Here is a 21,007-nt window from a genome sequence, read left to right on the forward strand (position 1 = left end):
TGAACCCACTCTGCAGATAAAAAAATTATTCTTATTTAATTGTTATTCAACAAAACCCAAAATAACTGTAAAACTAAAGTTTAAAATTTAATCATAAAGACAACTCCTTCCGTAAGTTATATGTATTAAATTAAAATAAGAACAAAATAACCAGCGAACCGTTCTTTATTGCTAAATACTTGATAATCTATAAAATTTGCTTAATCGCATAGGCAATTTTAATACTGTTTTAGAAGTTTTTATATTTGCTTATCGATAAATAAAACAATTCCATAATGGATAAATACACATATATCGCCAATGCCCATGGCAATTACATAGAGGAACTTTACCAATCCTATAAAAACGATCCACAATCTGTTGATGAATCTTGGCAGAAATTCTTTGAAGGTTTTGAGTTTTCTCAGAAGGATTTTGGAGGAAATGGAAAAGCTCAAGAAACTAGAGTATCTTCAAAAGAAACTCAAGTAAGGAATCTGATCCAAGCTTATAGAATGCGTGGTCATTTGAAATCTAAAACCAACCCTGTTAGAGACAGAAGACCGCATGACGCCAGAATTAGCTTGGAAGAATTTGGCTTAAAACAAGAAGATTTAAAAGAAGAATTTTCGATTGGTCAAGAAATTGGACTTGGGAAAACAAGTCTTAAAAATATAATTGAAGCTTTAGACAAAATCTATGTAGGCTCTATTGGATTTGAATACATGCATATCCGTGACCCTAAAATTGTGGATTGGTTTATCGATAAAGCAGAGAGCTCAAAAGGTGATTATCAGCCAAAGCTAGAGGAAAAGAAAAGAGTACTTTCCAAATTAAATGAGGCTGTAGTATTCGAAAATTTCCTACACACAAAATTTTTAGGGCAAAAAAGATTCTCACTAGAAGGCGGGGAAAACACTATTCCATTCTTAGACAAAGTGATTAATCGTTCTTCAGAGTTAGGCACTAAGGAAGTGGTTATAGGAATGGCGCATCGTGGTAGGCTAAATGTATTGGCCAACATCATGAATAAAACTTATGAGCAGATTTTCTCTGAATTCGAAGGCAGTACTGATCCTGATTTAACCATGGGTGATGGTGATGTGAAATATCACATGGGTTACTCTAGCTACCTAGAAACCTCAAATGGAAAAAAATCTTATGTGAAATTAACGCCAAATCCTTCTCATTTAGAAGCTGTGAATTCAGTAGTTTTAGGCTATACCAGAGCTCAAATTGACGATGAATATGGTGAAGACGTGAATGCCGCACTGCCTATCTTAATTCATGGTGACGCTGCAGTTGCAGGACAAGGAATTGTGTATGAAACCACTCAAATGTCTTTATTAGAAGGCTATTCAACTGGCGGAACAGTGCATTTGGTTATCAACAATCAGGTCGGATTCACTACAGATTATGATGATGCGCGTTCATCAATTTACTGTACGGACATTGCTAAAATGATTGATGCTCCAGTGCTGCACGTCAATGGAGATGATGCTGAGGCGGTCAATTTTGCAGCTAATTTAGCCGTGGAATATCGAAATAAATTCCATAAAGATATTTTTATAGATTTGTTATGTTACAGAAGACATGGGCATAATGAAAGTGATGAGCCTAAATTCACTCAACCTAAACTTTATAACAAAATTGCCAAGCACCCTAACCCTAGAGAGGTTTATGTTAAAAAATTAACTGAACGAGGTGATTTGGATAATGATTCAGTAAAAAAACTGGAGAAAGATTTCAAAAAACAGCTTCAAGACAGGCTAAATGAGGTAAAACAAAAACCTTTACCTTATAAACCACAAAAAATTGAAGAAGAGTGGGAGCAATTAAGAAGAGCTAAGTCCGATGACTTTTTAGAATCTCCTGACACTTCCATTTCGCAGGGATTGGTAGAAAAAATAGGAAAAGCCTTAACCACTTTACCGAAAGGGTTTAAACCATTAAAGCAAATAGACAAACTTTTAAAAGAGCGTAAGAAGAATTTCTTTGATGAGAAAATGCTCAATTGGGCAGATGCCGAATTGCTTTCTTATGGTTCTTTATTAGCCGAAGGGAACATTGTAAGAATGTCAGGTCAGGATGTGAAAAGAGGTACATTCTCTCACAGACACTCTTATTTGTTTGATGCTGAAACCAATGAGCCATATTGCAACCTTGATCATATTGAGGAAAATCAAAAAGAGAAATTTAAAATCTTCAATTCCTTATTATCAGAATTTGGAGTTTTAGGTTTTGAATACGGATATGCAATGGCCACACCAAATGCATTGGTGATTTGGGAAGCTCAATTTGGTGATTTTGCTAATGGAGCACAGGTTATGATTGATCAATTCATTACTTCAGCCGAAAGTAAATGGCAAAGAATGAATGGTTTAGTTATGCTATTGCCTCATGGCTATGAAGGACAAGGTCCAGAGCATTCAAATGCCAGACCTGAAAGATTCCTTCAATTAGCCGCAGAGGAAAATTTAATTGTAACCAATATCACTACTCCTGCCAATCTATTTCACATGTTTAGAAGACAAGTGAAATGGGAATTCAGAAAGCCTTTGGTTCAGTTTGCGCCTAAATCATTATTGCGTCATCCAAAAGTGATTTCTCCAATTAAAGAATTTACTGAAGGCAAATTCAGAGAAATTTATGAAGATGATTTCGTAACCAACAAAAATGTAAAAAGAGTATTATTGTGTACTGGTAAAGTCTATTACGATTTATTAGAAAAGCAACAAGCTGATGAAAGAAAGGATGTTGCCATCATCAGAATCGAGCAGCTACATCCGTTCCCAATGAACCAAGTAGACAAAGCTTTAAAGAAATTCAAAGATCCGGAAGTTTTCTGGGTACAAGAAGAGCCATCGAATATGGGATATTGGACCTATATGTTAAGAACAATAGCTAACAAGGCAGGCTTGCAATTGATTTCAAGAAAATCAAGTGCTTCTCCAGCTACTGGTTATGCCAAAGTTCATAAAGCAGAACAAGAAGCATTAGTTGAAAAAGCTTTTGACACAAAGAAATAAAATTTTTTAAGATAGAATTCAGAGAAACATGAGTTTAGAAATAAAAGTACCGGAAGTAGGCGAATCAATCACCGAAGTAACCATTGCCTCATGGTTAAAAAAAGATGGCGATTTTGTTGAACAAGATGAAATCATCGCAGAACTGGAATCAGATAAAGCAACATTTGAATTGCCTGCTGAAGCTTCCGGTGTATTGACAATAAAAGCTCAAGAAGACGAAACCATTGAAGTTGGCTCAGTCATTTGCGAAATAGACGAAGATGCCAAAGGAGGTGAATCTAAATCAGAAGAAAAATCTGAGGACAAGAAAGAAGAAAAATCCGAGCCAAAACAGGAGAAGAAAGAAAGCTCTTCTTCAAACAACGGACCAAAAAAGACTGGAGAAGTTCATGAAATGGTAGTTCCTACCGTTGGTGAATCTATCACAGAAGTGACCATAAGTTCTTGGTTGAAATCTGATGGCGACTATGTGGAAATGGACGAGGTTATTGCAGAAGTTGAATCAGACAAAGCAACTTTTGAATTGCCTGCAGAGGCTAATGGTTTCTTACAAATAGTTGCACAAGAAGACGATACTATAGAGATCGGAGCTACAATCTGTAAGATTGAGGTTACTGAAGGGGGAGCTCCTAGCGAATCTTCACCAGAGAAAAGTTCTTCTGAAAGTGATTCAAGCTCTGATTCCCAAGAAGAAGGAAAAGAAACTTATGCAACGGGACATGCTTCACCGGCCGCTGCTAAGATATTGAAGGAAAAAGGTATTGATCCTTCCAACATAAAAGGAAGCGGAAAAGATGGTAGAATTACAAAAGAGGATGCTGAAAATGCAGAAAAGCAATCATCTAAAGCTCCAGAAAAAGAAAGCAAATCATCTGATTCAGGAATAGAAACAGACAAATTACCTTCTCCAGATGCAGGTGGAAATCGTGAGCAAAGAAAAGAAAAAATGTCGAGCTTGCGTAAAACTGTTGCCCGCAGATTAGTAAGCGTAAAAAATGAAACGGCTATGTTGACCACTTTCAATGAAGTGGACATGAAGCCAATCATGGATTTACGTAAAAAATACAAAGAGCAATTTAAAGAGAAATATGAAGTTGGATTAGGCTTTATGTCATTCTTCACAAAAGCTTGTACGATGGCATTGAAAGAGTGGCCAGCCGTTAATGCTCAAATTGATGGAAACGAAATGGTTTACAGTGATTTCGTAGATATGTCCATTGCTGTTTCCTCTCCAAAAGGCTTGGTAGTTCCAGTGATAAGAAATGCTGAGAAACTATCTTTTCATGAAATTGAAGGTGAAGTAATCAGATTAGCTAAAAAAGCTAGAGATGGAAAATTGAGTATAGATGAAATGAGTGGAGGAACATTTACTATCACCAATGGTGGTATATTTGGATCCATGCTTTCTACACCAATAATCAATGCGCCACAATCGGCTATTTTAGGAATGCATAATATAGTAGAAAGACCAGTTGCCATTAACGGAGAAGTACAAATCAGACCGATTATGTATGTAGCCCTTAGCTATGACCACAGAATTATTGACGGTAAAGAATCAGTAAGCTTCTTGGTAAGAGTGAAAGAGTTATTGGAAGATCCAACTCGTTTACTTTTAGGCATATAAACAACACATTAAATAAATTGATGCACTTTAATAAAGGTGCTATAATTCATAAATATTAATAAAATGAGCAAGTATGATGTTACAGTAATTGGTTCTGGTCCTGGTGGATATGTCGCAGCAATCCGTTGTGCCCAGCTAGGGATGAAAACAGCCATTATTGAAAAATACGATACACTTGGTGGAACTTGCCTAAATGTAGGCTGTATCCCATCAAAAGCTTTATTAGATTCTTCAGAGCACTATCACAATGCTGAAACTACTTTTAAAGAGCATGGAATTAATCTTAGTAATTTAAAGGTGGACATCAAGCAGATGATCAACCGTAAAGCCGATGTGGTAAAGCAAAATGTAGATGGTATTGCTTACTTAATGAAGAAAAATAAGATTGATGTACACACTGGTGTTGGTTCATTTAAGGATAAAAACACGGTTGTGGTTACAAAATCGGATGGCAAAAAAGAAGAGTTAAGCACTGAAAAGGTAATCATTGCAACCGGTTCAAAGCCAGTAGAGCTTCCATTTGCAAAATTTGATAAGAAACGAGTAATCAGTAGCACTGAAGCTTTAGAATTAAAAGAAGTTCCAAAGCATTTGATTTTGATTGGCGGTGGAGTTATCGGACTTGAATTAGGCTCTGTTTATAAAAGAATCGGTGCAGAAGTAACTGTAATTGAATTTATGGATAGCCTTATTCCAACCATGGATAGCACGATGGGCAAGGAAATGAAAAAGAGCATGAAAAAGCTCGGCATGGACTTGAAACTGAAACATAAAGTGACCAAGGTTGAAAATAAAGGTAAAGAAGTAGAAGTTACTTTTGAAACCGATAAAGGTAAGGAAGAAACCATCAAAGGTGATTATTGCTTAGTAGCCGTTGGTAGAAAACCCTATACAGAAGGTTTAAATCTTGAAGCAGCAGGACTTAAAGCCGATGAAAAAGGGAGAATTTCTGTTGATGATAATTTAAAAACAGAAGTTGATAATATTTATGCTATTGGAGATGTAGTAAGAGGTGCTATGTTAGCACACAAAGCGGAGGAAGAAGGCGTATTTGTAGCTGAAACAATGGCAGGTCAAAAACCACATATTCATTACAAATTAATTCCCAACGTAGTGTACACTTGGCCTGAAGTAGCTGGAGTAGGATATACCGAAGAAGAGTTAAAAGACAAAGGAACTGAGTACAAAACAGGATCATTCCCTTACAAAGCACTAGGTAGAGCTAGAGCAAGTGGCGATATGGAAGGTTTAGTAAAAGTAATTGCTGATAAGACAACAGATGAGATTTTAGGCATCCATATCATTGGAGCTAGAGCTGCTGATATGATAGCAGCTGGAGTTACTGCCATGGAATATCGTGCTTCTGCTGAGGATGTATCTCGTATGTCTCATGCTCACCCTACTTATATGGAAGCAGTAAAAGAGGCATGTTTGGCAGCTACTGATAATAGACCTATTCATATGTGATTGTGAGAATCAAGATTCAAGATATAGTTTTGAGCCCGAGAGATTAAACTTTCGGGCTTTTTCTATATTTGAGATTTAATAAAATTTATGCTACTCCTTTCCCAACAGGAAAAGCTCTGTAGGCATAATATTGCATAACAGCTTCTAAGGCTGTTTGAATGGCTTCGTTTATAGGGAGCATATCTTTTGCCAATCTAAAATCTATTTGCATCAGCTTTTGATAATAATCAGCAAAAACCGGAACGGTAGATTTTGTTTTTAGCATTTCTACTGCTTTCTCGTAATTTTTAACTTGATTTTCCTTTATCAATTTGCAAGTAACCATTCGTAGCTGACCATATTTATCTTTACCAGCGCCATAGCCAAATAACCTGCAAATTAATCCTCTGTACTGATATTCACCACAATGCCCATGATTGGGGTCATCTAAAGAAAGAGGCTGATAAACCATGCAATTTAGGGATTGGTTTTCTTCCAGTTTTTGAAGCATTTCCTCTGCTTTACCTTGGGAAAACCAATGAAAGGCCAAGGGTAAAAATTCAAGCGGAGAAGCTTCTATATCTGGTTTATTACAGCATTTTCCGCATCCTGAAAAACAATAAATGCCAGATTCCTTTCTGAATTCAGTGATTTCCTTATCAAGGCGTTTGAATAATCTTTCAACCGCTAAAACCTTATTTTTGATTGTCATATTTTGGATGCAAATGTAGATTGAAAATCAATCATTCTATCTAGTTTGCCCCAAAATATTTTTACTGAAGGAAAAGGAAATTATGCCACTTTTACGACACAATATTTCTCTGAAAAGTACTTCTTGCTGATCTCTAGAATACGCTCAGCTGTTATATTCCTAATACTATTAACATAAGCTTCAAAATAATCCAAATAATCAGCACCTTCTGAAAGTTTTACTTTATAATTTTCCGACTGATGAAAAACCGTATCTAAACTACTTGCTATTTTGCCGAGCATATAGTTTTTAATGGTTTTGATTTCTTCTTCAGGAACTAAATTGGTCTTTAGCTCCTCCATTTCCTTATAAACTTCTTGAACGGTATCCTCAACATGATCAATTTTCACATCTGCACCAATAATATGATAGTCCAAATGCCTATAATTTATCAAAACTGAATAAATACCATAAGTAAAACCTTTATCTTCTCTAAGATTTTTCATCAAGCGAGAACCAAAATATCCTCCCAGAATTTCATTTGTTATTGATAAGTCAAAATAATCAGGATGGTTACGAGGAATAGAAACAGACCCCATTCTGATGGAAGCTTGGACAGAACCCTCTCGTTTAATTAAATCCTCCTCAATTATTGGCGACAAGGTATTATCATACTCATCAGCAAATTTTGAGAATTCCAGCATACCAAAGTGCTCCTCGAAATAATTGAATATATCTTCATCAAAATCCCCTGCCACAATAATGGCTGGCTTCAATGTCAGAAATTGATCAAAATAATTTTCAATATCCTTTTTAGAAATCTCAGTTAAATGTTCTTCTTCTAATGTTTGGGAATAGGGTGTGCCGTTTAGCAACTTCTTTCTGAGGCTTTTTGTGGCGATAAGAGCATTCTTCTGATTATTTACTCTTATTTTCTGTAATTGCTGCAGTTTGATTTTCTCAAAATCTTGAGCTTCAAATAATGGTTCTGTGATAGCACTCTTCAATACCGGCAATAGCGGATTAATGTGCTCTTTAAGACATAATAATGTAACTGTGGTATAATCATAGTCAACAGTTACATCCAGATGAGCTCCATAATGATCTAAAAGCTCCTGCAATTCACTTCCAGGATAACTTTTAGTCCCCTCAACCATCACTTTAGCACAAATCAAAGATTGGCCAGGCTTTTCGTCATTAACTCTTCCTGCTTCAAAAAGCAGATCGATTTTCAATACTGGATTTGTATCGTCTTGTATGATATGAACAGACACTCCATTGCTTAAATCCTTTATTGCAGGTTTAGTTAATGACAAATCTTTTAACATAAAGGATTCGGGAGCCAATTGTCTATTGAGCATATAAAGTATTTAATAATTTAAATAAAATGAATCAGCAGTATTATTCAGTAACAGAGGCTTTTGCTATGCCCATATCTTCAAATTTAAAGACTGCTGTGAACCTAAGCGTTTCTGCCAAAGGATTGTTTTGGGTTGTAGGGATTAGATAAGAAAAATCAAGACCTAAAACTTGATACCTGAACCCTAAGCCAGCTGTAAAATACTGTCGCCCACCTTTGGTAAAATGCTCATAAAAATAACCAGTTCTTACTGCGAAGACGTTATTGTATAAATATTCAATACCAGTAGAAATAGTGATCTCTCTCATTTCCTCCTGAAAACCTCCGGGAGCATCACCAAATGACCCAAACATTCCTTCTAATAAAGTTGCAGTAGTGGTATCACCCTCAACTGGTGTAGGCACCATCAATTTATTTAGATCAAGGGCAACTGTTAATTTATTATATGGATCTAAGGCAGTAGTAAATGCAGTCCCTAGTTTTAAATTAATTGGCAGGAATTGTTCATTATCATCACCGCTATAAGAAATCTTATTTGAAATATTGGCAATCTGTAAACCAGAAGAAAACTCTGAATCTTTACCGTTAAATAAAAGTTCTTTAGTGTAAAAAAGACCTAGATCCACTCCTATGGCTGTAGCAGGGCTAGGGGCTGCTGCGTTATTATTGGAGTAATTCCCAAATAGATTTGATCGAGCAAATTTACCTGTTAAAGATGCGCTTAAGTTATCACTTAATTTTCTCGCATAAGCAGCAGAAATCGAGAATTCTTTAGGGGCAAAATTAGTTCCAGTACTACCATCATCTGTGAAGAATATATTACCTAAATCAAAGTATTTCATGGATACTCCTACCACCTGTTCTTTACTGATTTTATAATATCCACTTAAATAAGAGAGCGACATATCGTCCACATTAATACTTCTTAACCATGGAGAGTAAGAAAAAGAAGCACCAATTTCGTTTTCAACAAATGCTAATCTAGCGGCATTCCATTGCATGGCATTGGCATCTGCCGAAAGTGCAGCACCCACATCTCCCATACCTGCTGCTCGTGAATCTGGTGAGATTAAAAGGAAAGGCATTGCTGTTGTGATTACATTTCTTTCAGGATCAGCTCCAGTTAATCCTGAGGGGTTTGCTATTTGTCCATGAACTAAACTGCTCATAAACATTGCTGCTGTGGTAAAAATAAGTTTTGCTGCTCGCATTTTATCTTGGTTTACTTCAAATATACTTAATTGATTACAATTAGCTTTTTAAATTGGTCAGTTTTTGCATTATCTTCTACAGAACGAAGAAAAACTCTGACAAAATATATTCCCGGTGAAAGTTTTTTGCCGTTATAGTCTTTCAAATTCCAAACATCTTTTCTCAAGTCATTAATGGTACTATAGCTATGGGAATAAATTAATTTCCCTTGATTATTTAGAATCTGATAACTGAATTCTACCTCTTCATTCTTCCTGTTCTGCCGAAATTTAAAATTCACTTCTTCACTGGCCGGGTTCGGATACATTACAAAATCTAAAATGGATAATTGATCATTTCCAACTACTTCAAATTCAATGGTCGCTTTAGATTTATTATTAAATACATCAAGCGCAGTAACAGTCAAAAAATGATCTCCCTCCTCTAAATTTGACACATTATAACTAATTGAACCTTCCTGATAGGAATCAAGATCATAATAGAAAAAATCATTTATATTAATAGCCTCATTTCCATCGATCGAAAACCTTATACCAGGGTTAATATTGCTATTCGCTACACTGATTCCATGTTCATCAAATAAATCAATTATTAGCTCCACATTAGAACCTGTTTTCCCTCCATTTACAAAATCTCTATCATTCAAAAACAAGCTGATATCAGGGCCTATATTGTCCTGATTAGCTAAAGGACTACTTCCGCCAATCAAGAAATCATCATTGAAACCACTAGCATCGCTCAATGCTCCTTCTTGCTTTGCATATAAACTAAATTTTCCATTATCTACTTTGTAGTCAATTTCTTTAGGCACATAAAAAGTAAAATCAAATTCCCCATTCTCTACAAACGATTTTCCTCTGTAAATTACTTGATCGTAGGTTAAAAAATTAAACTCATTTTCAGAAGCATCAATTGTACTGCTTTCCCTTGGTTTATCGTAAAGCTCTGCTGTTAATATCCCATTAAAATTGCTAATTTTTTGATTTGAAGAATTCTTAACTATCCCACTAACTGTAATTTTTGACATGCTATTGAGCGTATCTGTACTGCCATTTTCATTTACAACATTTTCAATTTTGAGATTATTTTGAGGCTCAGCCAAGGTTACTGCAGGGTCACCCAAGAGGATAAAATTCCTGTTTTTAACTCCTACTATTCCTGAATTCTTAGTGCTTCTAATAATGTCTCCAAGTTTTTGAGGCTTTCCATTCTCAGTTTTAAAAACATTTTCGAAAAATGCTCGATTTAGGGTTGCATTTGAACTTGACTCTACCGGACGAGAGGTTGTCAACAATGCAATAGCTCCACCATCTGCTTTCAATAACATTTCCTGGGCTCCTGATACTATAGTTGGATTATCAAATCTACCATATTCGCAGGTTGCTGTAACAAATAAGGGTAGTCGATCTAAATTATTCCAATCATCGACCATACTCTTGATAAGAATAGCTTCATTTGACCAACTATTTTCAGAACCATGGCCTATATAATTTACAATTAAAGCTCCCTTTTCCGCCATATTATTAATGGCCGCTCTCATCTTAGGAGAACGCTGAGTGCTTGCAAATACTTCCTGCTCAAATGCCCCCAAATAAAGTTTGTTGATATTATAAAATCCAAAATTATCAATTACATATTCACTCAATACCTCGGAATCTCTATGATGCAAATTTCCATCTTCGTCATCTGCAATAAAATATAAATCATTTCTCCATTTATCAAATACCTGAGGGCTACTCTCATAATGAATAATTTTATTGATTACGTCTTTTGCTTCAGCTCTGCTTTTTACTGGAATTCTTCCAATGCCTATATCAACATCATCGATATTATTAGATACTTCCTCCCAAACACCTTCAGATTCATCCATAAAACCATAAAAGTCATCGGAAGCATAAGTAAAAACGGGATGCAAGGAATTTCTAGACTGATAGACAGGTACTAAATTAGTATTATCATTCACCCTGTTTTTATAGTCATAAGAAGATGCACCAAACATTAATACATATTTTAATTTAGTTGGATTCCTTTGATAGAAGTATTTTATATAATTCCTTATTGCTGCTACGTCTCTTCTCCCTGATCCAAATTCATTAAATATTTTACTTACTTGCACCACTTCAACATCGTATCCATTGTGGGTTCTTCTATATTGAGCCAACTCATTTGCCTCTTGAAAAAACTCATCATATGTAATAATCAAATAATCAGGACTATTGCTATTTTTAATGCTTTGTGGACTGATTTCATCGATAAAAGTAGGTATATGAGCAGTAGCTTGCTCAAAAACTACAAATTTACGTTCACCTAATGCATCTGACTGACTAAAATTAAAACTCTGATTTTCAAGATTTAGCTCTTTATAATTTATCAAATCAGTTACATCCCATACTGAGTGCGATGAAGTAAGCCCCTCAAATTTTAATTCGTAAACACCATCAGTTTGAAATACTCTATTTCTTACAACAATCTGCTTATTGTTGATTTTAAGCTTTTCAGGCACAGTGAGGAATACATAATCTAAGTAACCATCTGATCTTCCTGAACCTAAAGCTTCATGTGTGATTTTAATAGACAGTTCATTCCCAGATAAGAGCGATGTACTAATTGTAGAATTATTTTTGACAATCTCTCCTTTTTCCCTATATGGGAAAATAGTGAAGTCTGAAACCGTAGTCAGTCCTTCCGAAGCTAAATCAAAGTTATTCAGGCTTATATTCAGATTTGCAGGACTGTAAGTCTGAGCCACATACTGAGTAGTTAACCCCACTTCCTTTGACTGAGCTAGTTCATGCGAAATTGGAAATGAAAAAGTTTGGGATTTATTAACACTAAATGATTCTCCAAACCATTCCCTGCCAGATCTCAGTATATTGGTTTCATCGATTTCGTGGTAATAAATTGCATCAAACCAATTAATAATTTTGTCAGCTTGGGTTGCATTCGAATTGAGGGTTTCTATTAAATTAATATCATTGCCATTAAAATCTATAAAAAAATACAAGGAGTCACTGTACAGATTATTACTGTATTGATAAATCTCACTATCAAAATCATATTTAATATTTCTGACAGCATCAGCATAGAAATACACTGATTCTCCTGCTTCAAAAGTGCTATTTTGATTAGCACTAATTTTCACAGGAATTGGCTGTGGATCAAAAGGATATTCAACTGCATTAGATTGAGGAATATGGCCACCTGGCATTCCATAAACTTGAATACGATTGGGATCAATTTCTTGAGCATTTAAACCACTTGATTCAATTAAAGACAAATCGATCTTATGAACGCCCTCTTCCGTAGTTGCTACCTTTACAAGTCCTTCTTTTTGTAGAATAGATTGACTACTTAGGTGGTGAAAAGCAGAAATGGTCAATATAATACTGAGAAAGTATTTCAAGTGTTTTTTGTTGTTTTCAAAGGTCAGCCCTAATAAATCAATATGTTATAGAATTCACTTATTTTTTATGAACTACTGTGGATCAATAGCTTAACAGCTTATCACTAGAATTAATTTCTAGGAAACAAAGTAAATTTGATCATCGATAATAGAATATAAAGCAGGATAACGACCGGTATACCAGAAAATTGAAAAATACTGATTAAAATTATAGCCATTAAAATAGTTAAGTACCTAAAAATATTATCCTTGATCTTAAAATTTTTAAATTTTAATGCAATCATCGGTAATTCTGCCACCAACAATAATGAAAACACAACAGAGATAGTTAGCAAAGCGGGAATTTTAAATAAAAATTCTAGCATTTGCATATCTCCAAGATAAAACAGAAAGCCAACAAACAATGCATTAGCAGGCGTTGGCAAGCCTATAAATTCTTCTGATTGTCGAGTGTCAATATTGAATTTCGCCAAGCGGATAGCAGAAAAAACTGCGATCAAAAATGCTGTAAAACTTAAGATACCCGCATCATTCATTTGTAAGAATTGGAAAAGAACGTAAGAAGGCAAAAACCCAAACGTCACCATATCAGCCAAGGAGTCCAGTTGCTTCCCGATTTCGGAATGGACTTTTAGCAATCGTGCTAACATTCCATCTAAAAAATCAAAAAGTGCTGCCAAAACAATACAGAAAGCTACCCATTCAAACTCAAACTGACTCGCAAAATAAACACCAACAGCTCCTGTAAAAAGATTAGCTGATGTAATGATGTTCGGAATATTTTTTTTTATCATCATCTTCTATTTTATGGCACAGAAAGGATTAGAGACTTTTTCTTTTCCTAAGGTGGTTTCCGGACCATGTCCGCAATAGACTTTCACATCATCATGATATTTAAAAAGTTTATTTTGAATACTACTAATCAATGTATCATGGTCACCACCTGGTAAATCAGTTCTACCTATACTTCCATCAAATAACACATCCCCTCCTATAAAAACCTTTTCTTTCTCATTCATAAATCCGATATGTCCAGGGGCATGCCCAGGCAGGAATAAAACTTCAAATTCGATATTACCAATTTTGTGAATATCACCCTCCTTTAAAAAATGATCAGGTTGTGAAGGTTGATAATTAGCAAACCCGTAAGCAGCAGAATAAGTTGGGACTGCTTCTAAAATTGGCAGATCCTTTTCATGCATATATAAATCTACCCCAAACTTATCTTTCACAAAAGCATTACCCAAAACATGATCTATATGGCAATGTGTATTTATTAATTGCTGAACATTCAAGCCTTCCGTTTTAATGAAATTCACCAACTCATCTTGTTCATACCCTTCATAACAGCCTGGGTCAATTATGGCTGCATTTTTGCTGTCATCGTATACCACATAGGTATTCTCCATGAAAGGATTAAAAACAAATTGCTTTATGTTTATCATATCATTAAAGTTTGATGCAAATTTGCTGAAATTAAAACTGTTTGCCTAAAATAAGGATTACTAAATAGTGAGTTTTAAGCAAAATCAGGAAGAATTAACAAATATTATAAACCAATTAATGTATGAAAGTTGATTTCATAATAGTGGGGCATGGTTTAGCTTCAGTAGCTGTGATCGAACATCTCATCAAACAGGATGCATCTTTTATAGTTTTTTCGGACGAAAACCCTAATTCAAGCTCTAAAGTGGCAGCAGGATTATACAATCCAGTAACTGGCAGGAAAATGAAGCAAACCTGGATGGCGGAGCAACTTTTCCCTTATCTCGAAGAATTTTATGGCGGTTTGGAGAAATCACTTAAGGCTAAATTCCTACATAAAAAGGCTATTTACAGACCTTTCCTTTCATTAGAAGATCAAAATGATTGGATGGCTAAACAAAATACAAATAACCAATTTATTAAAGATACTTTCACAAATTCTCAATTTAGTGAATTTATCAGCGATGAATTTGGTGGCATTTTACTTAATCATAGTGGATTTTTAGATGTGAGCACAATGCTTGATCGGCACAAAGAAAAGCTAATAGATAATAAGCAATTGACAAAGGAGAAATTGGAATACGAGAAATTAATAGTAAATGAAAGTCAAATCAATTATAAAGAAATAGAAAGCAAAAAGATCATTTTTTGTGATGGCCCTTTGAGCCGAAACCCTTTTTTTGAATGGCTCCCAACCGCTCCCGTAAAAGGAGAAATTCTTCATATCAAGACAGAAAAGCCATTACCCGATGATCTGATTTTCAACAGAGGTGTTTTTTTAGTTAATAATCCACATCATGATTACTACAGAGTGGGAGCAACATATGAGTGGAAAAATCTAGACTATCAACCCACAGAGAAAGCTAGAAAGCAGTTAATTGACAAACTGGATGATTTGCTCCAACTTAAATATCAAATTTTAGATCAAGTTGCCGGGATAAGACCAGCTAGTAAAGACAGACGTCCATTAATTGGGAACCATCCCGAAAGAAAGAACGTATTTATCTTCAACGGATTAGGCACAAAAGGAGTATCGCTAGCCCCCTATTTTGCTCGTCAGTTTGTAAATTCAATATTTAATTTCGAAAAATTGAACGATGAAGTAAACATAAACCGTTATTATCCATTATATTCAAATTAGTATGAATTGGAGAATTATTAAATACACCACATTTTTTTTCAGCATCATTTTTTTGATGGTGTCTGGCTCATTATTTTCTCAAAATGCAGAAGAAGTTTATGGTAAAAGCAGAATACAATACCGCTTCTTTGAATGGAAGTATTACAGCACCCCTCATTTTGATGTTTATTACTACTATGGAGGCCAAAAGCTTGCTAAGCAAGTGGCCGAAAACATTGAAGAAGAATTCCTTAGAATTACTGACATAATGGGCTATGCTCCTTTTGACAAGACAAAAATATTTATCTTCAATAGTAATTTAGATCTCAATCAAAGTAATGTTGGATTGAATGAGGCTCAATTTAGTATTAGCGGGCAAACCAATTTTTTAAAGACCCATATAGAACTCGCTTTTGAAGGATCCTACAATGAATTCAATGAAGAATTGATATACAAAATATCAAAGCTTTATGTGAAAGACATGCTTTTTGGGGGCGGAATAGTCTCTGAAGTGTTTCAATCAAACTCATTATTTACAGTTCCTGATTGGTTTGTGGATGGAGTAGCCGCCTATATTGCTTATGGGTGGAGTGCAGAAATGGACGACTTTATACGTTCATTTTTAATAAGAAACCAAGCAGACAATATTGATAAACTAGATGGAAAGGAGGCGCAATTAGCCGGACAGTCCATTTGGAATTTTATTTCAGAAAAATACGGAAGGATCAATATTTCTAACACCTTAAACCTCACTAGGATTATTAGAAATGAGAAAAAAAGTATTACAAATACATTAGGCATGGATTACCGAGTGTTCTTAAATGAATACAGGTATTTCTACATTAACAATTTCTCAGATATAGAAACGGAACAACCCTCAAATAAAAACCAACTCTCAAAACCTTGGAGGAAAGACCTAGTCTATAAATCCAAATTAAGTCCAAATGGTGAATTTTTAGCTTACTCAACAAATAATAAAGGCAAGTACAAAGTTAAGATTAGAGATATAGAAAGTGGTAGCGAAAAGACGGTTCTCAGAGGTGGTCAAAAAAAATTAAAGGACAATTTTTATGTTGATGCACCTGTATTTGACTGGGGTGATAGCACCACACTCGGAATTGTCAATTATGAGAGAGGTATTAACATATTATATCTATACGACCCGTATACAAACAAATTTCAAAAGAGAGATTTAAGAAGATTTGATCAGGTAAACCATATGGATATTTATCCAAACGGGAAAACAGCGGTTTTAAGTGCAAATGTCAACGCTCAATCAGATCTTTACTTAATCAGTACCGGAAGACCTAATATCAGAAGATTAACTAATGATGTATTTGATAATCTATACCCTTCTTTTATACCTTCTACCAAAAGAATAGTATTTGCCTCTAATAGAAAAAGTGATTCCCTTTCAACTGAATTCAAGTACGAGGATGTTACTGATAACTACAATCTATTTGAGTTAGACATTGATCAACCCTCTCAACTGAAACAATTAACCAACTACTTTGGGCAAATTACCCACATCACAATTCCTGACTCTTCTACTGCATTTTATTTGAGTGATAAATCAGGGATTTTCAATTTATATAGACTGGATCTCAATAAAAACACATCCAAACAGATAACAGCATTTGGATCAGGGATAAAACAATATGACATCTTACCTGAATTCAATTACTTTACCTATGTTATGGATTTTAATGGTGAAGAGAAGTTTTACTTGGAAAAGAATTTCAATTCAAATGAAGGTAAATTTCTACCCTCAACATTAAGAAAACAAGTCCAACTAAGTAGAAATATTAACAGTCCATCGAATAAGGAAGAAAATAAGAGCCCTGAAATTGAAATATCCAGTAGACCAATCAACGTTTCTGACTCAATAGAAATGGAGGCCAATGAAAAAATTAATGCTGACATTAAGGATACTGGCAAGCTAAACGCAGATGACTTTGAATTTCAAAAACAGATGTTTGAGGCAAGACCAGAAGAAAGTTCATTGATGAAAAATCTTAACAAATTAAGAAGCAAGGCCGGTACTATGGGGCCTTTTGATTATGAGCCGACATTTACAACCGATAATGTAACAGCCTCATGGTTAATAGACCCACTTGTTGGTCTATCTATTTATTCAAGATATCAAATGAATGATTTAAGGGAAAACAATAAATTCAATGGTGGATTTAATTTCTCTTTACGAGATTTTAAAAGTGGATTGGTTTTCGGTGAGTATCACTATCTTGAAAGATTAGTAGATTATAGCGTTCGTTTTGAAAGAGAAGTATATGCTAAAAATTTAAACAATAGAGAGACCGAACAAATTTACTCTTTAAATACATTGAGTTTTGGAGGATCATTCCCACTTTCCAACACTTCTAACATAAGTTTTAAGCCCCATTTTGCATTCAAACAATTTTCTGAAACCAGCACATTTGTACTAAACCAAAGAGGTAGCTTAAAAAAAGACCCGCTTCAAAACGAATTTCTGTTTGGCGGAAAAATTGAATACGTTTTTGATAACTCTGAGCCCATTGGATTAAATATGAGACAAGGGTTAAGAGGGAAAGTAGCCATTGAGAATTATACCAGCGGTTTTGGAGAAGGAGAATCTTTTAGCAAGCTCTATTTAGACTTTAGAAATTATCAAAAAGTATTTAGGGAAATCACTTTTGCAAGTCGACTCTATGCTGGAGCTTTTTTCGGTAAAAATTCTCCATACTTCATGCTAGGAGGAGTAGACAACTGGGTTTTCCAGAAAATAAATGAACCTGGCCCTAATGAGGAGTTAGCCCCTGAAGAAAACCCTCTAGCACTTACTACTGCGGAAAATCCTATATTTAACTCCAACATATTGTTTCATGAATTTGTAACGGGTTTAAGAGGATTTCAATTAAATGAATTTAGTGGTAAAAACGTTATACTATTAAGTAATGAGCTTAGACTCCCCATTTTCAGAGTGTTAAGCAATAATACAATGACATCTGATTTTGCTAAAAACTTCCAATTTATTGGTTTTTATGATATCGGTACTGCTTGGCTGGGTGGAAGTCCATGGGATCAGGACAACAGCATCAATCGCCAAAATATTGAAAAAGATAATTTTAAGGCTGTCATTAGAAATTATAAAAACCCATGGTTATCTTCGCTTGGCTTAGGTATACGTACTACAGTTTTGGGCTATTATATAAGACTTGATTACGCTTATCCGATTGAAGATTACATAGTTCAGGATCCAAAATTAAGTTTAAGCATCGGCTACGACTTCTAATCCATATTTTTTTAATAAATTTCGACTGTTTAATAATCATTTCGAGATTCGACTCGAAATGATTTGAGTGAATATCTAACTATAGATTTTAATAATCCATGATTAAATCAATGACTGGCTTTGGCATTGCTGAAGCACAAAACGATAGCATTACTATTGAGGTAGAAATTAAAACGCTTAATTCTAAATTTTTAGACTTATCCTTAAAACTTCCTAAAATTTTAAATGCCAAAGAAATTGAGGTCAGAAATTTAATTACAAAAATGCTAATCCGCGGAAAAGCATCAGTATCTATTAATATTTCCAAAAAGAACAAGCAGCTAGCCCTTCCTAATATCGACCAAGAACTTTTTGCAGCATACTTAGAGAAGCTTTCGGAGTTAGAAGAGCTAAATGGAAGAAAATTTCATGATATCATGAAAATGTCATTGGATGCTCCAGAGATTATTAACTATGAAAATGATCAACTTAGTGAAGAAGATCAACTTTTGATCATTGATACACTAAAAGGTGCATTAGAGAAATGCAACGAATTCAGGGAAGCAGAAGGCAAAACAGTTAGCGATATTTTGGCTGGCTACATCAATACCATTTCCGAAAAATTAGAAAAAGCAAAAGATATTGAGCCTAAAAGAATGGAGAAAATCCGCACACGACTGCAGAACAATATTAAAGAATTAACGCTATCTGTGGATTATGATCAAGAAAGACTAGAACAAGAATTAATTTACTATTCTGAAAAATTGGATGTAAATGAAGAAATTGAACGCTTATCCATTCACCTGAAATATTTCTTGGAAACGCTTAAAAGCAATGCAGAATCCCATGGTAAGAAATTGGGCTTTATCAGTCAAGAAATTGGAAGGGAAATCAACACTTTGGGCTCAAAAGCAAATGATTCTGATTTGCAAGAGCAGGTAATTCAAATGAAAGAAGAACTGGAAAAAATTAAAGAGCAGAGTTTGAATGTTCTTTAAGTAGGGCTTGCTTAAAAACAGCTAACTTAAAAAATAAATTGAATATAGTGTCCTCGAGAGGATTATTATGAAATAGTTTTTAAGCATGTGCAAGACTTTTAAGGGAATTAATCATTTCTTTTAAAGCAGGTTCTAAGTAAAACACTAAATTGGAAATTGCCGTATAAGTTCGCAATTTCCAATTCCATAATTCGTAATTATAAATTCGTAATTTTTAATAAACCTCAAACTCCACTTCCTGAGTTCCGTCACCTTCTGTCAATCTTAAGGTTTTGATTTTACCGCCTAAATCGGTGTGGACAAGATTAGATTGGGTATCAAACTCATCAAATAAAACCGTATTGGTGATTCTGAATTTTTCAGGCTTCCTTACTTTATAAATCTCCTGATATATCCATAGTACATTTTCCTCCAATTCGCTTCCGATGTAGGTGATCTCCTGTTCTTTTCCATCTATCTCAACTGCAAATCTTTTGGAATAATAATCCTTTAACATGTCATCAATCTCTGCAGTGCTTTCCATTGCCAAAATATCAAGATTGACATTGTAATGCTTATTCAAGGTTTGCTCAAAATCATCCACAAACACTTTGTGCATGATTTGAACTGACTTTGTATCTTCTTTATAAACCAAATCAGTAATGGAAACATAAAAGGGATGTAGCATTCCACTAAGCATCAGGAAAAAGCCGATAATAAAATTACTGTATAACATTTTTAGTAGTCTCGTGTCTGTTTTACAAAATTATGGTAATATTATGTTTTGTTACCATAAAACTCAAAAATTACTTAAAAGGATATGTCAACTTTTAAAGCCTACTTTCTTGAAGGACTTGATCACATACTGGACATTAACGGATACGATCACATTTTATTCGTCTTGGCACTAGCTGCCATTTATTTAATGCGCGACTGGAGAAAGGTTCTGATTTTAATAACAGCCTTTACAATTGGTCATTCCATAACCCTAGCACTCTCCACGCTAAATTATGTAGTGATTAAACCAGAGTTAATTGAGTTTTTAATTCCTGTCACCATTTTCATAACTGCATTTGCTAATCTGTTCAAAAAGGAAAGAGATTTGAAAAGCACCGGAAGTATGCAATTAAATTATATTTTCGCATTACTTTTTGGTTTGATTCATGGCTTAGGTTTCAGTAATTATCTAAAAGCAATCCTAGGCAAAAACAGTTCTATAGTCATGGAATTATTGGCTTTCAATATAGGCTTGGAAGTAGGCCAAATCATTATAGTACTGGTCTTCTTGGTTTTATCTTTTATCTTTATAGATCTTTTTGGTTTAAAAAGAAGAGATTGGGTGCTAATTGTCTCAAGTGCCATTGCAGGAATCGCTGTGACAATTATGATGGAAACAAAATTTTGGTAAGTAGTACATTAAAAATTAAAATA

The 21,007-nt window shown here is 34.6% G+C and carries 14 protein-coding genes; 7 read left to right on the top strand and 7 right to left on the bottom strand.

Features of this window, described 5'->3' with window-relative positions:
• Positions 1–275 precede the first annotated feature (275 nt).
• The 3 genes from FTRAC_RS08700 to lpdA all read left to right on the top strand — a co-directional run bounded on the left by FTRAC_RS08700 (position 276) and on the right by lpdA (position 6,099).
• Positions 276–3,008 (top strand): 2-oxoglutarate dehydrogenase E1 component, encoded by a 2,733-nt coding sequence (locus tag FTRAC_RS08700; protein ID WP_013453866.1) that lies wholly within the window; start codon positions 276–278, stop codon positions 3,006–3,008.
• Positions 3,009–3,036: 28 nt separating this feature from the next.
• On the top strand, positions 3,037–4,632 hold the full coding sequence (gene odhB / locus FTRAC_RS08705) for a 2-oxoglutarate dehydrogenase complex dihydrolipoyllysine-residue succinyltransferase (RefSeq protein WP_013453867.1): 1,596 nt from the start codon (positions 3,037–3,039) through the stop codon (positions 4,630–4,632).
• A 63-nt stretch (positions 4,633–4,695) separates the two neighbouring features.
• Positions 4,696–6,099 carry a dihydrolipoyl dehydrogenase gene (gene lpdA / locus FTRAC_RS08710; protein ID WP_013453868.1) on the top strand — a complete coding sequence of 468 codons (1,404 nt, stop codon included), beginning with the start codon at positions 4,696–4,698 and terminating at the stop codon, positions 6,097–6,099.
• An 85-nt stretch (positions 6,100–6,184) separates the two neighbouring features.
• Here lpdA and FTRAC_RS08715 read toward each other — a convergent pair whose 3' ends face one another.
• The 6 genes from FTRAC_RS08715 to FTRAC_RS08740 form a co-directional block, all read right to left on the bottom strand.
• Entirely contained in the window at positions 6,185–6,790 is a 606-nt protein-coding gene (locus FTRAC_RS08715) for a YkgJ family cysteine cluster protein (RefSeq protein ID WP_013453869.1), read from the bottom strand.
• A gap of 80 nt (positions 6,791–6,870) precedes the next feature.
• Positions 6,871–8,130 (bottom strand): M16 family metallopeptidase, encoded by a 1,260-nt coding sequence (locus tag FTRAC_RS08720; protein WP_013453870.1) that lies wholly within the window; start codon positions 8,128–8,130, stop codon positions 6,871–6,873.
• Between the two features lie 40 nt (positions 8,131–8,170).
• Positions 8,171–9,340 (bottom strand): type IX secretion system outer membrane channel protein PorV, encoded by a 1,170-nt coding sequence (gene porV / locus FTRAC_RS08725; RefSeq protein ID WP_013453871.1) that lies wholly within the window; start codon positions 9,338–9,340, stop codon positions 8,171–8,173.
• Between the two features lie 26 nt (positions 9,341–9,366).
• Complete coding sequence (porU, locus tag FTRAC_RS08730; protein WP_013453872.1) at positions 9,367–12,744, bottom strand: type IX secretion system sortase PorU; 3,378 nt, start codon at positions 12,742–12,744, stop codon at positions 9,367–9,369.
• Between the two features lie 110 nt (positions 12,745–12,854).
• Positions 12,855–13,541, bottom strand: coding sequence for a CDP-diacylglycerol--serine O-phosphatidyltransferase (pssA, locus tag FTRAC_RS08735; protein WP_148230058.1), 687 nt, complete (start codon positions 13,539–13,541; stop codon positions 12,855–12,857).
• Between the two features lie 3 nt (positions 13,542–13,544).
• Positions 13,545–14,189: an MBL fold metallo-hydrolase gene (locus tag FTRAC_RS08740; RefSeq protein WP_013453874.1), complete on the bottom strand. Its 645-nt coding sequence runs from the start codon at positions 14,187–14,189 to the stop codon at positions 13,545–13,547.
• A gap of 122 nt (positions 14,190–14,311) precedes the next feature.
• Between FTRAC_RS08740 and FTRAC_RS08745 the strand changes: the two genes are divergently transcribed.
• The 3 genes from FTRAC_RS08745 to FTRAC_RS08755 all read left to right on the top strand — a co-directional run bounded on the left by FTRAC_RS08745 (position 14,312) and on the right by FTRAC_RS08755 (position 19,597).
• Complete coding sequence (locus FTRAC_RS08745) at positions 14,312–15,370, top strand: NAD(P)/FAD-dependent oxidoreductase (RefSeq protein ID WP_013453875.1); 1,059 nt, start codon at positions 14,312–14,314, stop codon at positions 15,368–15,370.
• 1 nt (position 15,371) lies between these two features.
• The gene (locus FTRAC_RS08750) at positions 15,372–18,620 is read left to right on the top strand and encodes a PD40 domain-containing protein (protein WP_013453876.1); all 3,249 of its coding nucleotides are present in this window, start codon (positions 15,372–15,374) and stop codon (positions 18,618–18,620) included.
• Between the two features lie 98 nt (positions 18,621–18,718).
• On the top strand, positions 18,719–19,597 hold the full coding sequence (locus FTRAC_RS08755; RefSeq protein WP_013453877.1) for a YicC/YloC family endoribonuclease: 879 nt from the start codon (positions 18,719–18,721) through the stop codon (positions 19,595–19,597).
• A 214-nt stretch (positions 19,598–19,811) separates the two neighbouring features.
• On the opposite strand, the gene FTRAC_RS08760 is transcribed toward FTRAC_RS08755, so the two are convergent.
• Positions 19,812–20,312 carry a DUF6702 family protein gene (locus FTRAC_RS08760; RefSeq protein WP_013453878.1) on the bottom strand — a complete coding sequence of 167 codons (501 nt, stop codon included), beginning with the start codon at positions 20,310–20,312 and terminating at the stop codon, positions 19,812–19,814.
• Positions 20,313–20,396: 84 nt separating this feature from the next.
• Here FTRAC_RS08760 and FTRAC_RS08765 point away from each other — a divergent pair, with 84 nt between their 5' ends.
• Positions 20,397–20,984 carry a HupE/UreJ family protein gene (locus FTRAC_RS08765; RefSeq protein WP_013453879.1) on the top strand — a complete coding sequence of 196 codons (588 nt, stop codon included), beginning with the start codon at positions 20,397–20,399 and terminating at the stop codon, positions 20,982–20,984.
• Positions 20,985–21,007: the final 23 nt, after the last annotated feature.

The organism is Marivirga tractuosa DSM 4126 (assembly GCF_000183425.1).
Classification (GTDB): Bacteria; Bacteroidota; Bacteroidia; order Cytophagales; family Cyclobacteriaceae; genus Marivirga; species Marivirga tractuosa.